Annotated in this window: 11 protein-coding genes; all 11 read left to right on the top strand. The window is 47.9% G+C overall.

Going from position 1 to position 16,026, the window contains the following annotated elements; all coding sequences use genetic code 11:
• Positions 1-322: 322 nt before the first annotated feature.
• Entirely contained in the window at positions 323-1,705 is a 1,383-nt protein-coding gene (locus EKN56_RS15015) for a NarK family nitrate/nitrite MFS transporter (RefSeq protein WP_130592529.1), read from the top strand.
• Positions 1,706-2,322: 617 nt separating this feature from the next.
• Positions 2,323-6,087: a nitrate reductase subunit alpha gene (locus tag EKN56_RS15010; RefSeq protein ID WP_130592528.1), complete on the top strand. Its 3,765-nt coding sequence runs from the start codon at positions 2,323-2,325 to the stop codon at positions 6,085-6,087.
• On the top strand, positions 6,084-7,589 hold the full coding sequence (gene narH, locus EKN56_RS15005) for a nitrate reductase subunit beta (RefSeq protein WP_130592527.1): 1,506 nt from the start codon (positions 6,084-6,086) through the stop codon (positions 7,587-7,589). The genes EKN56_RS15010 and narH overlap by 4 nt, the downstream gene beginning before the upstream one ends.
• Positions 7,586-8,323 (top strand): nitrate reductase molybdenum cofactor assembly chaperone, encoded by a 738-nt coding sequence (gene narJ, locus EKN56_RS15000; RefSeq protein ID WP_130592526.1) that lies wholly within the window; start codon positions 7,586-7,588, stop codon positions 8,321-8,323. Before narH ends, narJ begins: the two co-directional genes overlap by 4 nt.
• Positions 8,320-9,009, top strand: a complete 690-nt coding sequence (gene narI / locus EKN56_RS14995; RefSeq protein WP_130592525.1) for a respiratory nitrate reductase subunit gamma — start codon at positions 8,320-8,322, stop codon at positions 9,007-9,009. The genes narJ and narI overlap by 4 nt, the downstream gene beginning before the upstream one ends.
• 113 nt (positions 9,010-9,122) lie before the next feature.
• Positions 9,123-9,461, top strand: coding sequence for an ABC-F family ATP-binding cassette domain-containing protein (locus tag EKN56_RS14990; protein ID WP_130592524.1), 339 nt, complete (start codon positions 9,123-9,125; stop codon positions 9,459-9,461).
• Positions 9,462-10,523: 1,062 nt separating this feature from the next.
• The gene (locus EKN56_RS14985) at positions 10,524-10,823 is read left to right on the top strand and encodes an IS1 family transposase (protein WP_130592523.1); all 300 of its coding nucleotides are present in this window, start codon (positions 10,524-10,526) and stop codon (positions 10,821-10,823) included.
• Between the two features lie 340 nt (positions 10,824-11,163).
• A complete protein-coding gene (locus EKN56_RS14980) occupies positions 11,164-11,814 on the top strand; it encodes a response regulator transcription factor (protein WP_168189665.1) in 651 nt (216 codons plus the stop codon).
• A complete protein-coding gene (locus EKN56_RS14975; RefSeq protein ID WP_130592521.1) occupies positions 11,801-14,911 on the top strand; it encodes an ATP-binding protein in 3,111 nt (1,036 codons plus the stop codon). The genes EKN56_RS14980 and EKN56_RS14975 overlap by 14 nt, the downstream gene beginning before the upstream one ends.
• On the top strand, positions 14,908-15,324 hold the full coding sequence (locus EKN56_RS14970; protein WP_130592520.1) for an Hpt domain-containing protein: 417 nt from the start codon (positions 14,908-14,910) through the stop codon (positions 15,322-15,324). The genes EKN56_RS14975 and EKN56_RS14970 overlap by 4 nt, the downstream gene beginning before the upstream one ends.
• Before the next feature lie 124 nt (positions 15,325-15,448).
• On the top strand, positions 15,449-15,889 hold the full coding sequence (locus EKN56_RS14965) for a DUF1090 domain-containing protein (protein ID WP_130592519.1): 441 nt from the start codon (positions 15,449-15,451) through the stop codon (positions 15,887-15,889).
• The last annotated feature ends 137 nt before the right edge of the window (positions 15,890-16,026 follow it).

Below are 16,026 nucleotides of genomic sequence, written 5' to 3'. Positions count from 1 at the left end.
ATGCAATTATTCCTGAATGGATCTACACAGCTTCTTTTTAGACCAAATGTTCACCAAACCACATACCCAGATGGGATTACTCCCAAATAGTTGAGTGGGTAAAAATTGCATTGGTTATCAAACACTCTGGTTTTCAATTTGGTGATAAATAACAGGTTTTCTTTGAATGATGGCATACCCACTAAGTGGATAGAGATATTTACAGGCTAAAATATTACTACAGCCCCTTTGATGTGCATCAAATATAACTGACAAATTGGTACTAGGGTAGCGGCTAAACAGCTTGCAGATTTTTGAATTGAATTCACCTAAAGAGGCCTATATGAATAACCAATCTGCCACTCAATCCCCTAACAATCGGGCATTGATTCAGGACTGGAAACCGGAGGATCCGAAATTTTGGCGAACAACAGGCCGAAAAATTGCGCAGCGTAATTTATGGATTTCTGTTCCCTGCCTGTTATTGGGTTTTTGTGTCTGGATGTTATTCAGCGCAGTAACCATTAATCTGAATAAAGTGGGCTTTCAGTTCAACACCGATCAGTTGTTTATGTTAACGGCGTTGCCCTCGATTTCCGGTGCCATATTGCGGGTACCTTACTCCTTTGTGATCCCTATTTTTGGCGGTCGCCGTTGGACCGCGTTCAGCACCGTGATTTTGGTGATCCCTTGTATCTGGCTGGGGATTGCGGTGCAGGATCTTTCCACTTCCTACAATACCTTTGTGTTGATCTCTTTGCTGTGTGGTTTTGGTGGCGCTAACTTTGCTTCCAGCATGGCAAATATCAGTTTCTTCTTTCCTAAGGAGCGTCAGGGGGGAGCGTTAGGTATTAACGGCGGTTTAGGTAATTTGGGGGTTAGCGTCATGCAACTGGTTGCCCCGTTAGTGGTTACCTTAGCGGTGTTTGGCGGTGCCGGTCAGAGTATTGGTGGTGGGGAAACGCTGTGGTTGCAAAATGCGGCGTTTGTCTGGATCCCGCTGCTGCTGGTTTTTACTCTGGCGGCCTGGTTTGGTATGAACGATCTGTCGGCGGCTAAAGCATCGTTGAAAGAGCAACTGCCGGTGTTGAAGAGTGGACACCTGTGGTTGATGAGTCTGTTATATCTGGCAACCTTTGGTTCATTTATCGGTTTCTCTGCCGGTTTTGCCATGCTGTCAAAAACGCAGTTTCCTGACGTAAATATTCTGCACTTTGCGTTCTTTGGCCCGTTGTTTGGTGCGCTGGCTCGTCCGGTTGGTGGCATGTTATCCGACCGTTTTCGGGGGACTCGGGTGACGTTGATTAACTTTATCTTTATGGCGATCTTCGTTGCTTTACTGTTTACCACCTTACCGGGAGAGGGCAAATCAGGCTCGTTTATGGCTTTCTTTGCGGTATTTATGGGGCTGTTCCTGACGGCGGGTTTAGGTAGCGGTTCTACTTTCCAGATGATCTCGGTGATTTTCCGTTTGATTACGGTACAGAAAGTGAAAGCGCGCGGCGGTAGCGATCAGGAAGCCCAACGTGAAGCAGCGACAGATTCAGCGGCGGCGTTAGGCTTTATTTCTGCTATCGGCGCTGTGGGCGGATTTTTTATTCCTAAAGCGTTTGGTACCTCGTTGCATATGACCGGCTCGGCAGTTGGGGCGTTGGATCTGTTTTTGGTGTTCTATATTGTTTGCGTGGTGATTACGTGGGGAGTGTATGGGAGACGGAAGGGGTAGTGTTGTTTTTTCTGCATTGCATTGATTTCGTCTACTAATGTTGCTTCAGAGGATATTCCGGCCGTGACGGCATAGTGCTTATATTGTCGCTGTGCACGGCCGGAAGACCATCTGTACTTAGCTTCAGAGTGCGTTGGGCCTAGCCCGCTTAGGGGCGCTTCGTTGGCTTACGCCAAGTCGACCCCAACAGCGGTCTCTCCCAACGATAGGCTTTTGTGAACTTCTCGTTTGGTAAGAGTACTTAAAACTACTTCTAATCGTCCCTCTATAAGTGAAAAATCCTCGCTGCATTTCTGACGGGGATTTTCTATTTTTAGCTTTCACCATATCTCTCCGCCTTTCCTCTACCCCCAAATAGTTCACTATGAAATTATTCATGTGGTTTCTGTTAATGAAATTTAAATTTTAATTAAATATCAATAAATTAAATTATTAATCCTTTGTGCCACTTTGGTGGTAGTTACGGGTTTTCCAGAATTTCAAGTGTCAGGCAGGATTGATTAAAGTCAACTTTACTCAAAACGACACGGATAAGATGGGCCCATTCCATAAGTAATGCGTTCTGCATTTTTATCATAACGGCAGCGACTTCAGGCTGTGTTGCAGGAGAGTCCCGGATGAGTAAATTTCTCGATAGGTTCCGCTATTTTAAGCAATTAGGTGATACCTTCGCCGATGGGCATGGTCAGGAGTTGAATGTTAACCGCGATTGGGAAGATGGTTATCGTTCACGCTGGCAGCATGACAAGATTGTTCGTTCTACCCATGGTGTTAACTGTACCGGTTCCTGTAGCTGGAAGATCTATGTTAAAAACGGTTTAGTCACCTGGGAAACTCAGCAAACTGACTATCCTCGCACCCGACCCGATTTACCTAATCATGAGCCACGGGGCTGCCCGCGCGGTGCCAGTTATTCATGGTATCTGTATAGCGCTAACCGCCTGAAATACCCTCTGATGCGTAAACGTCTGATTAAGCTGTGGCGTGAAGCGAAAAAACAATATAGCGATCCGGTAGAAGCCTGGAGCTCGATTGTTGAAGATACAGAAAAAACCAAAAACTATAAGCAAATTCGTGGTCGCGGTGGCTTTGTGCGTTCTGACTGGCAGGAAGTGAATGAGCTGATTGCTGCTGCTAACGTTTATACCGCTAAAAAATATGGCCCGGACCGGATTGTTGGTTTTTCACCTATTCCCGCCATGTCGATGGTGTCTTATGCCGCAGGAACACGCTATCTGGCGCTGATTGGCGGTATTAATCTCAGCTTCTACGATTGGTATTGTGATTTACCGCCGGCTTCACCGATGACCTGGGGAGAGCAAACCGACGTTCCTGAATCTGCCGACTGGTATAACTCCTCTTATATTATTGCCTGGGGTTCAAACGTACCTCAAACCCGCACGCCAGATGCCCACTTCTTTACCGAGGTGCGTTACAAAGGCACCAAGACCATTGCCATTACTCCTGACTATTCTGAAATCGCCAAACTGTGCGACCAGTGGTTAAGCCCGAAGCAGGGTACTGACAGCGCTATTTCACTGGCAATGGGCCATGTGATTCTGAAAGAGTTCCATCTGGATAAGCCAAGCGACTACTTCACAGACTATGTGCGTCGCTACACCGATTTGCCCATGCTGGTGATGTTGGAGCCGCGTGACGAGGGTTACTACGCGGCCGGCCGCTTGCTGCGTGCTGATGACTTAGTGGGAAAACTGGGTCAGGACAATAATCCGGAATGGAAAACCGTAGCCATTAATCAGGCCACCGGTGAACTGACCGCACCGCAGGGTTCTATTGGTTTCCGCTGGGGCGAGAAAGGCAAATGGAATCTGGAGCAGAAAGACGGCAAAAATCAGCAGGAGATAGCATTACAGCTTAGCTTACTGGGTCAGCACGATGAAGTGGCGACCGTTGGGTTCCCTTACTTTGGCGGTATTGAGAACGAAAACTTTAAAAGCGTCGAGTTACAGGAAGTGCTTCATCATCAGTTGCCGGTTAAGCGCTTGCAGCTGGCGGACGGCACCAGTGCGTTAGTCACCAGCGTTTATGATTTGATGATGGCTAACTACGGCATCGATCGCGGTCTGAATGATGAAAACTGCGCTAAAGACTATGACGATGTGAAAGCCTATACCCCCGCATGGGCAGAGCAGATCACCGGTGTTAATCGTCAAAACATTATTCGTATCGCCCGTGAATTTGCTGACAATGCGGACAAAACTCACGGACGCTCGATGATTATTGTTGGTGCGGGTTTAAACCACTGGTACCACATGGATATGCAGTATCGTGGCTTAATCAATATGCTGATTTTCTGCGGCTGTATCGGTAAGAGCGGCGGCGGTTGGGCCCACTATGTAGGACAAGAGAAGCTGCGTCCACAAACCGGTTGGCTACCGCTGGCGTTTGCTCTCGACTGGCAGCGTCCACCGCGCCATATGAATACCACATCATTCATCTATAACCACTCCAGCCAGTGGCGTTATGAAACGCTGGCAACGGAAGAACTATTATCTCCGCTGGCGGATAAATCCCGCTTTAGCGGTAATCTGATCGACTTTAACGTGCGGGCTGAACGTATGGGCTGGCTGCCTTCGGCACCTCAACTGAATACTAACCCGCTAAAAATTGCAGAGATGGCCCGTGCCGCAGGTCAAAGTCCGGTAGATTACACGGTAGATAGCCTGAAGAACGGCAACCTTAGCTTCGCGGCTGAAGATCCGGATAACCCGCAGAACTTCCCGCGTAACCTGTTTATCTGGCGCTCTAACTTGCTGGGTTCTTCCGGTAAGGGACATGAGTATATGTTGAAATACCTGCTGGGTACCGAACACGGTATTCAGGGGATGGATTTGGGCCAGCAGGGTGCCGCTAAACCGGAAGAAGTTCAGTGGCGTGATGATGCCGGAGAAGGTAAGCTGGACTTAGTTGTGACGCTGGATTTTCGCATGTCCAGTACCTGTCTCTATTCCGATATCGTATTGCCGACGGCCACCTGGTACGAAAAAGACGATATGAATACTTCGGATATGCATCCGTTTATCCACCCATTGTCAGCGGCGGTAGATCCTGCCTGGGAGTCGAAAAGCGACTGGGAGATTTATAAGGGCATCGCTAAAAAGTTCTCTGAAGTGGCGGTAGGTCATCTTGGCGTAGAAACCGATGTGGTGACGCTGCCAATTCAACACGACTCGGCGGCTGAACTGGCGCAACCTTATGGCGTGAAAGACTGGAAAAAAGGCGAATGTGACCTGATTCCGGGAAAAACTGCACCGCACATAATGGTGGTAGAACGCGACTATCCAAATACTTATGCCCGTTACACCGCGCTGGGGCCGCTAATGGACAAACTGGGCAACGGCGGTAAAGGCATTAGCTGGAATACCCAAACCGAAGTGGAATTCCTGAAAAAGCTTAATTACGTTCAGATCGATGGTGCAGCCGCAGGGCGGCCTAAAATTGAAACGGCGATCGATGCGGCGGAAGTCGTATTGTCTCTGGCACCGGAAACCAACGGACAGGTAGCAGTTAAAGCCTGGGAGGCGCTGGGCCAAATCACCGGTCGTGATCACCGCCATCTGGCACTGAATAAAGAAGATGAGAAAATCCGCTTCCGCGATATTCAGGCGCAGCCGCGTAAAATCATCTCCAGCCCAACCTGGTCGGGTCTGGAAGATGAACATGTCTCTTATAGCGCCGGCTATACCAACGTTCATGAGTTGATCCCATGGCGCACCATTAGCGGTCGTCAACAGCTGTATCAGGATCATGAATGGATGCGCGCCTTTGGTGAGAGCCTGCTGGTATATCGTCCACCCATCGATACCCGAGCGGCTAAACCGTTACTCAATGCCAAGCCAAATGGCTATCCGGAAAAAGCGCTGAACTTCCTGACGCCGCACCAGAAGTGGGGAATTCACTCCACTTACAGCGACAACCTGCTGATGCTGACGCTGTCCCGCGGTGGTCCGATTATTTGGATCAGCGAAGAGGATGCCAAATCGCTCGGCATTGAAGACAACGACTGGATTGAAGCCTTTAACAGCAATGGTTCACTTAGCGCCAGAGCGGTAGTGAGTCAGCGAATTCCATCAGGCATGACCATGATGTACCACGCTCAGGAACGTATTATTAACCTGCCGGGTTCAGAAATTACCGGTCAGAGAGCGGGTATCCATAACTCGGTTACCCGAGTTAGTCCAAAACCAACCCACATGATTGGTGGTTACGCCCAGCTGGCATACGGATTTAACTACTACGGTACCGTAGGTTCTAACCGCGACGAGTTTGTGGTGATTCGCAAAATGAAAAACATTAACTGGTTGGATGACGAAGGCCACGATCAGGTTCAACAGGATACTAAACGGGAGAAAGCCCAATGAAAATTCGTTCACAAGTCGGGATGGTGCTGAATCTGGACAAGTGTATCGGCTGTCATACCTGTTCAGTAACCTGTAAAAACGTCTGGACCAGCCGCGAAGGCATTGAGTATGGCTGGTTTAATAACGTAGAAACTCGCCCGGGTATTGGTTATCCCAATGACTGGGAAGATCAGGAGAAGTGGAAAGGCGGCTGGATCCGTAAAATTAACGGCAAGCTGGTGCCACGTATGGGGGGGAAAGTGGGTCTGTTAGCCAAAATCTTTGCTAACCCCCATCTGCCTCAGTTAGATGAGTATTACGAACCGTTTGACTACGATTACCAGCATTTGCAAACCGCGAAAGAGGGTAAAGCACAGCCGGTTGCCCGCCCACGCTCTTTGATCACCGGTCAGCGCATGGACAAAATTGAAGGCAGTGCCAACTGGGGCGAACTGTTGGGCGGTGAATTTGAAAAACGCGCTAAAGATCAGAACTTCGAGAATATGCAGAAGGAAATGTACGGCCAGTTTGAAAATACCTTCATGATGTATTTACCACGACTGTGCGAACACTGCCTGAATCCTGCCTGTAGCGCGACCTGTCCAAGCGGTGCCATATACAAGCGTGCGGAAGACGGTATTGTACTTATTGATCAGGATAAGTGCCGTGGCTGGCGTATGTGTGTCACCGGCTGTCCGTACAAAAAAATCTATTTCAACTGGAAGAGCGGTCAACCAACGGTCTGTTCCGAAACCTGCGTAGGGCGTATTCGCTACCTCGGCGTGCTGCTGTATGACGCAGATATGATCGAGAAAGCTGCCTCGGTGGAAGATGAGAAAGATCTGTACCAAAGCCAGTTAGATGTGTTCCTCGATCCTAACGATCCAAAAGTCATAGAGCAGGCGCTGAAAGACGGCATTCCTTTAAGCGTCATTGAAGCCGCCCAGCAGTTACCGGTGTATAAAATGGCGGTGGACTGGAAGCTGGCTCTGCCGCTGCATCCGGAATATCGCACCTTACCTATGGTGTGGTATGTGCCGCCGTTGTCACCCATTCAGTCCGTTGCTGATGCGGGCTACCTGCCGCACACCGGTATCTTACCGGACGTTGAAAGCCTGCGTATTCCGGTGGAATATCTGGCGAACCTGCTGACCGCCGGTGATACCAAGCCAGTGCTACTGGCGCTGAAGCGTATGATGGCAATGCGTCACTATAAGCGTGCCGAAACCGTGGAAGGCCAAAAAGATCTACGGGCGCTGGAAGAGGTCGGACTGACAGAGGCTCAGGCGCAGGAGATGTATCGCTATCTGGCCATTGCCAACTATGAAGATCGATTTGTGATCCCATCCAGCCACCGTGAAATTGCGCGTGAAGCCTTCCCGGAAGCTAAAGGTTGCGGTTTCAGCTTTGGTGACGGTTGCCACGGTAGCGACAGTAAATTCAATCTGTTTAATACCAAACGTATTGCTTCTATTGACGTGACGGCCAAAACGCCAAAAGACGTGGGAGGACAGGAGTCATGATCAGTTTAAAAATACTCTCTTACCTGCTGGAGTACCCGGATCAGGCACTGTGGCAGGGAGCTGATGAACTGCTTGTGGCAACGGCTGAAGCGGATGAGCTGACGGCGGAACAAAAAAGTGCGCTTGCGGCGCTGATCCACTGGCGCTGTCAGGGCAACTTGCTGGACGCTCAGGAAGAGTACAGCAGCCTGTTCGATCGCGGCAGAGCAACGTCACTCTTACTGTTTGAACATGTTCATGGTGAATCGCGGGATCGCGGTCAGGCAATGGTGGATCTGTTGGATCAGTATAAGCAGGTCGGTTTACAAATTGATAGTTGCGAACTGCCTGACCATTTACCGCTGTTTCTCGAATTCCTGTCTGTTTTAGATGAGTCGCAGGCACGGGGTTGGTTGCAAGATATTGCTGCCATTCTTGCACTGTTGGGGGCTCGCCTGCATGAACGTAATAGCGGTTATGGGGCGCTATTTGATCTGCTAACCGAGATTTCCGGTAGCGAAGCACGCAGTGCCAACCTGAAAGAAACCGTTGCGACAGAAGCGCGGGACGATACGCCACAAGCTCTTGATGCCGTATGGGAAGAAGAGCAAGTGAAATTTATTGATGCACAAAGTCAGAATGAGTGCGGCAATTCTGCACAGCAGGCTCATCAGCGGCGTTTTGCTGGTGCCGTTGCTCCGCAATACCTGAGTGTTGAATCAGCCTCGGCGCGCACCGGAGGAAACCCTGTATGAATTACCTGAATATGTTCTTTTTTGATATTTATCCTTATATGGCAGGCACCATCTTTTTGATCGGTAGTTGGATTCGCTATGACTATGGTCAGTACAGTTGGCGTGCCGGTTCCACCCAGATGTTGGATAAGAAAAGCATGCTGTGGGCATCGAATCTGTTCCATATTGGTATTCTGGGTGTTTTTGCCGGTCACTTTTTCGGTATGTTAACCCCACACTGGATGTATGAGTCGTTCTTGCCGCTGGAAGTGAAGCAGAAGATGGCGATGATTGGCGGTGGAACCTGTGGTCTGCTGATGCTGATGCTGATGCTGATTGGCGGAGTGGCATTGCTAAAGCGTCGTTTAACTAACCCAAGGATCCGCGCTACCACCACTACCATGGACATTCTGGTGCTGACTCTGCTGTTGGTTCAAGTGGCATTAGGTTTACTGACTATTCCATTTTCTGCACAACATATGGACGGCAGTGAAATGATGAAGTTGGTGGGATGGGCACAAAGCGTAGTTACTTTCCACGGTGGTGCCTCCGCCCATCTGGAAGGCGTCGCTCTGGTGTTTAAGATCCATTTGGTTTTAGGTATGACACTCTTTGTGCTGTTCCCGTTCAGTCGTCTGGTGCATATCTGGAGTGTGCCAGTGGAATATTTGACTCGCCGTTACCAGTTAGTGAGAAATCGTCACTAACCGCAAGGGTTTTGGGCAATTGTCTCTATCTTGTTGGTAATTGATTCGGTCATAATATCGTATCGTACAGACCCGGCTATATGCCGGGTCATTTATTTCAGATATACCATGCAATGAATACAAATCCATTTATCGCCCGTTGGGGGCGATCCGGTAATCTTTTGTGTCACGGCGAATGGCACATCACCTATCTTGAACGTCCTTTTATTCTGCCGGAAAACCGAAAGGATAAAGACATGGGCACCTACGGCATTTATTACATTATCGATCCGGAAAATGAACTATTTGCCGAGGGGCGGGATGAGGATGACTGGATTCTGGAAAACATCGACTGGCTGGCAGACAGTTTAGTGGATAACGGCTTGCCCATCGATGAAGAACATGTGCGATTGTTCTATCGGGCGATTAACCCACAGGACTGGCGCTGTGGTAGCTGTGCCGGATGCATGTAAAGCTACTGACGCATTGAAGATCTTTTTCTGGTATTACACTCCAGTCGGAAAAAATGAATCAGCTTTTGAGCCACTCATATAACAAAGGATGTACAACCTCAACCGGTAGGATTAGCATTTTTAGGTCGGGAATTTGCAGAACCGGCGCTCATTAGCCTGGTGTATGGTTATGAGGTTCATCATCCCGTTCGCGTGGCACCTGTGGTAACTCCGGAGTTAGATACCATTTCAACCCCGGTGGTGAAGGTTGATTAAACCACTCTGTTACTAAATTATAATTTAAAAATCTAAAAGGTACCCTTGGTGCCTTTTTTTAGTTCTGAATATGTATCCTATTTTGTTTATTTATTCTGGGTAGTGATTTTGTTTATCATTTATTGCTTTTCTAAAATATTGTTATAGTTTATTTTGTTACTATTAATATTTGATAGTTATTAAATCTAAAGTGTTTCTACTGCATTTTTTGTTATTTATTTTTTTTGATTTCTTTTATTTTGCTTATCTACTCTTTATTTAGTTTCAATATTTATCATCATTTTTTTATTTAAGTCGATCAATTATTTTGAGTTTTTATTATTAATCAAGATTAAAATCTTTAGTCACTTTTTTTAGATTGATTTATCGAGTAATTTGTTGTTAAATCAATTTTGTTCGATCTATTGTGTTGGTTTTTTGCTCAATTTTAGTGCTGATGAATTTATTGTTTATGAAGATTATTGCTGGTGTAATACGCTTTATTATTTTTATATAATGTGTTGTTGTTATGTTTTGATTTCTTCTTTCTTTAGCTTATTGGCTAGAGATGAAGGGGTGTTGTGGTGTGCTGTTGTAAAAGTTAACTGTGCATTTTTGTATGTTGATAACCTTTATTGCTAAGAGGTTATTAAAACAATAAAAATTGATTTAATTATTTAATTCATCAGGCATTAAACACCCTGAACGGCACAGTAATTATAGTGATATAGCGTTCAGCAGCAAAATGTAAAGATTAAACGAGTATGTGTTCAGTTCTCACCTGAACGGTGAAGAACTGGCAAGCAAGGCAATTCACGGGAGGTTTATATGGTATGGGATGCATACAAATTAATGACGACACCGGAATGTAAATACTGTGGTCAAAAAGAACATATCCGTAAGCATGGCAAAGGTAGCACCGGTGCACAGCGTTACCAATGTGTAGCGTGCGATAAAACATTTCAACAGAAGTACATCTATATTGCCTATCAGCCCGAAGCGATGGAAGAGATCATTACCCGCTACCAGACTGGGGAGTCTACTCAGGAAATCAGTGAACATATGAAAGCCAATATGAGTACGGTGAAACGATGTCTGGGTCAGGCCGACCTGCTTGAAAAAGCCTGAGCGATAGAAAAATCATAACTTATCTACTCATTGTTTTATTCGCCATTTTGTCCGTTACAGTAAAACAGCAACAATGCCAGTCACCTTAAGTCACTGGCATTGGTTATATACATCCCTTCCTTCCTCTTCACTCATTTCTGCTTCTATTCAGTTTCATTAATCTAATCGCCACTCATTTTTCCCGAATGAAGCAAATTTCTATATTATTAATACCAGCCGTAAGGCGTTGTTGATACCTGAAAGATTAGAGGGTGCAGCAATTATCAATTCACTGTTAGAATCATCATAATTGTTGGATTGTATTATGAATGGAATTTTGGCGCTGAATAAGGATATGGCGATGAGTACATGGTTAATTGTCGACGATCACCCTGCAATCGGTTTTGCGGTCAAAGCAATTCTTGCTCCTTTAGGTGATAACACCATTATCAGTGCGACCGATGGTATATCTGCGCTGGCGCAGATAAAAGAGAAACAGCCGCAGTTAGTGATTCTGGATATCATGCTGAACAAGATGGATGGTCTGCAAATTTTGCAGCATCTGCGTCAGTTAGAAAATCCGGGCAAAGTTATCATCTATACCAGTTTACCGGCAGAAACCTATGCTGAACGCGCATGGCGTGCCGGAGCCAGTGGCTTTTTTGGTAAAGATCAAGACATCAGCCAACTGGCTTCTATGTGTCAGTTGGTATTACAGGGCTATCACTGCTTTCCTGATTTTATGACGGAAGCTTTACAGCGAGTCGTAGAGCCGGAAGAAAAAGATAAGAGTGCACTGGCGCGCTTGTCTGACCGTGAATTAACCGTTTTACGCTACCTATCCGAAGGATTAAGTAATAAAGATATTGCTGACAGGCTAATACTCAGCAATAAAACCATCAGTACCTATAAGTCGCACCTGATGGAAAAATTGCAGTTAAACAGCGCAGAAGAGCTGGTCACTTTTTTCGATAATCATTCTGTCAGCGAGCCGCCTGATGAAGCTCAATAAGTTATTTTTTATTCTATTACTCTGGTGTTTTACGGCGCTGGCAGACGAACCCCCGGCATTTCGGGAAGTGAATCTGGTTAGTCGGGAGCAGGTACAGTTACCTGAGCCGACGCTGAATGGCAGCGACTGGCAGTGGCTACGCCAAAAACGCACTCTGGTATACGGTACCTCAGCACCCAATTACCCTCCTTATGACATCACTTCCGGCGTACAGGATTACGGCGGTATAAATGGTGACTACCTTGGTATTATTGCCTACACCCTTAACGTTCAGATTCGTGTGCGCTACTACAATAGTGAAGCATTATTGATGCAGGCGTTGGCGAACGGTGAAGTTGATTTGATTGGTAATGCCGGTAGTGAAGAGGCGAAAAAATATAAGCTATTGCTGACTCTGCCTTATCTGACGGCGGTGCCAGCGTTGGTGGAGCGTACCGACAGCCTGCTGCATGATAAACCGCCACAGAGAATTGCCATTGAGCGGCTTTACAGCAGCCGTAAAGCATTAACTGGCCGCTATTCCGGTGGCTATCAGGTTTATGATTCTCCAAGGCGTGCGCTGGAGGCCCTGTCATTTAACAATCTGGATGCCTTTATTGGTGATGCCACCTCGGCTCAGTATCTGATTAACCAGTCCAATCTGAATAATTTACGGTTGCAGTTGTTGCCTCAGGAAGATGTTGATGGCTTTTCCTTCGCGGTAGCGGGCAACAATACCCGACTGGTAAAAGCATTAAATTCCGTTTTGACTATTATTCCTGACCGCACCAATGCGACCATTCAAAGCCGCTGGAGTGGCGGAAGTCCGGAAACCACTAGCGCTCGCCATTTGTTGTTTACCGCGCTGGAGCGCAAATGGATAGAGGAGAATCCGACCGTACGGGTGGTGGTAAACGATGATTTTCCTCCGTTGAGCTTCTTTGATGCTCAGGGCGATTTTCGCGGGCTGACCGCTGATATCATGGAAGAGATCACCAACCGAACCGGGCTAAAGTTTGACGTGATTCGAGCCAATACCCTGCGCCATTCGTTGGAGGAGGTCAAATCGGGCAAAGCGGATGTGGTCGCTGGCGTCACGCTTGATACCGTCTGGCCTAATGGACTTTTAACCACGCGCTCATACCTGTTTAGCTCCTGGGTGCTGGTCGGGCATGAAAAACAGCAGGATGAAGCGGAGTTACGGCAAATTGCTCTGGTTAAGGGGCATCCGCTGGAGGCGTTTTTGAAACAGCAGTACGCCACAAGCCGTATCTTACCGGTGGATTCACCACAGGATGGCATCGATGCTTTAATGGCTGGCAAAGCGGATGCCTTAGTACTGCCGATGATTAGCGCCGATTTTCTGCTTTCTCACGACCAGATGGCTGACTTAAAAATTATCCGTGGTTTAGAAACCGAGCCGGCGCGCTTTGTAATGGGAATCTCAGAAAATGAGTATCCACTGGCGACCATTCTCGACAAAGCGCTGTTGAATATTCCGCCGGAAGAGATGCATGCCATGACTCGTAATTGGTATAGCAAAGCCTACTTAATGAAAGTGGCGGATAACAAAAAAGATCGGCTGACCGAGTATTATCCTCTGCTGTTTACGATACTGATCCTGCTATTAGTGCTGTTACTGTTAGCCTTGCTGGTTAGCCGCCGTCGTTTACGTACCGCGTTGCAGCGTCAGCAGCAAGCATTGTTAGATGCATTGCCGTTACCGGTCTATCTTACGGATTTCAATGAACGCATTGTTGCCGCCAACAGCCATTTTCATCGCGCGGTGGGCGATACGCCACCTCTGGCGGTGGGGCAATCGCTATCCCACTATCAGCTAAGTCAGTCGAGTGCGGTGGATATGGTTTTATATCCTGATGACAGCGATCCGAATGCGCTGTTTATTACCCGCAGTTGGGAAGTCTCGGGGCAGCAACGCACGCTTCAGCAGTGGAGCATGCTGCTGATGAACAATGCAGATTATGCCGGTAATAAAGTGGGTGGCTGGTTTGATATCACGGAACGGGAACGACTGATTAGCGAACTGCAACAAGCGAAAGAGCGGGCCGATGCCGCCAATCGGGCTAAAACCACGTTTCTTGCCACCATGAGCCATGAAATCCGCACGCCGCTTAATGCCATTATTGGCATGCTGGAACTGGCACTACGCCAACAGCGACAGGGGGAACCATTGGATGACGGGCTGCTGAATATCGCCCATGATTCGGCTCACTCCTTACTGGCCCTGATTGGCGATATTCTGGATATTTCACGGATTGAATCTGAGCGTCTGGTACTTCATCCGGAAAGAGCCGACCTGCGCCATTTGATTGAAGCAGTCGCCAGTTTGTTTGATGGCGTTGCGCGCCAGAAGGGGCTGGATTTCGGTCTGGAAATTGATGCTGAAGTGCATGGTGATGTGTTAGTGGATCCATTGCGCTTTAAGCAGGTGCTATCGAATCTGGTGAGTAATGCCATCAAATTTACCCAACAGGGGCAAGTGACTCTGAGCGTGATGGTGGAGCAAATCAGTGCCGACCGGTTGGATGTGTGCATTCAGGTACGGGATACTGGTAAAGGTATTGATGAAGTGACCCGCCAACGGCTATTCCAGCCATTCTCTCAGGCGGAAAACTCCGGCAGCGGTGCGGGGCTGGGGCTGTATATCAGCCGAACGTTGGTAGACATGATGGGCGGCAGCATCAGCCTGAATAGTGAACCGGCGATAGGCAGTGAATTTACCGTACAGCTCTCATTGCCACGTCTGGTCACGTTGGAGCTTCCTGCCTCAGCGATGGCGACAAACGAGACTGGCCGACGCCTGCGTATTTTGATCGCTGAGGATCATCGGGCAGGCAGAATGCTGCTGACACATCAGCTAACCCATTTAGGCCATCAGGTTACCGCCGTGACGGATGGGCAAGAAGCGCTGGCAGCCTGTGAAAGCCAAAGCTTTGATTTGGTGATCACCGATTGCCAGATGCCAAATATGGATGGCTACCATTTTACCCGACGGCTGCGTGGGCTGGAGCGAGAACAGCAGCGCCCGGCAATCACCGTGTGGGGGTTAACCGCCAATGCTCAGGACAGTGCCTATAATGCCTGCAGGCGGGTATGAACGATTGTCTGTTTAAACCAATCAACCTGAAGGGGTTAATGGAAAAGCTGGCTACCCTGATAACCACATCGCCGGAGTCTGAGTCTGAAGCCGAACCGGTAACATTCAATGTTGCCAGTTTACCGGCCGCATTACAGCAGCCGGAGGTATTGGCGGAATTTATCACCACCTTACAACAATGCCTGACAGAGGACGCGGCAGCATTAACCGCAGAGGCAGAAAGGGAAACGCTGAACGTGGAAAACATCGCCGCTCTGGCACATAAACTGGCAGGATCGGCCCATCTGGTTCATGACGCCGGACTGGCTCAGGCATGCCAGCAATTGCGGCAACAGTGCGACCGGGAAGGAATAGCGCGGGTTCAACAGCACATTGCCAGCCTGCAAATGCAACTACGGACTACAAACGGTTAAGCCGTTCCTACAAGCTTCTGAGGAAGGCAGGGGGTATCAAAGTAATTAGGGAAAATCTTAATATGCAATGGAAGGGAGGGGAGTGATAGCTCCCCACTGTAAAAGCAAATTGAGGATTTTTAACATGAGCAAAGCTAAATTACTGATTTTACCTTTAGTACTGGCAATGGGCGTTGGTTTCTCTTCTATGGCATCAGCTGCCGGTAATGACTGTGCTGCTAAGCGTGCTGCTATTGAAAACCAAATCAGAGAAGCGCAAAAGTATGGTAACGCGAACAAAGTTGCCGGCCTGAAAAAAGCACTGAGCGAACTGAACGCTAACTGCACCAACGGCGGCCTGGTTAAAGATGCAGAGAAGAAAGTTGCCAAACTGGAAAAGAAACTGAACGAAAAGCAAGAAGATGTACGTGAAGTACAGGCTGACCTGCGTGAAGCTCAGGCTAAAGGCGATGCTAAGAAAGTTGCTAAATACCAAAGCAAACTGCAGGAAAAGCAGAGTGATGTTAAAGAAGTGACTGCTGACCTGAATCAGGCACGTGCCGAACTGGCTGCCCTGAAAGGCTAACAGAAACAATCAAAAAGGTGCTACGGCACCTTTTTGATTGATAGCAAAGTCCGATAGCTCAGTTTTATGCCTAAAAATGGCTAATTGTTGGATGATTCCTGATCCAACGTACTCCAGGATTAAGCACAAACGATTTT

Origin of the sequence: Limnobaculum zhutongyuii (assembly GCF_004295645.1) — a bacterium.
Classification (GTDB): Bacteria; Pseudomonadota; Gammaproteobacteria; order Enterobacterales; family Enterobacteriaceae; genus Limnobaculum; species Limnobaculum zhutongyuii.
Note: the sequence above shows the minus strand (reverse complement) of the source record. Positions and strands in the feature narration are given on the sequence as shown.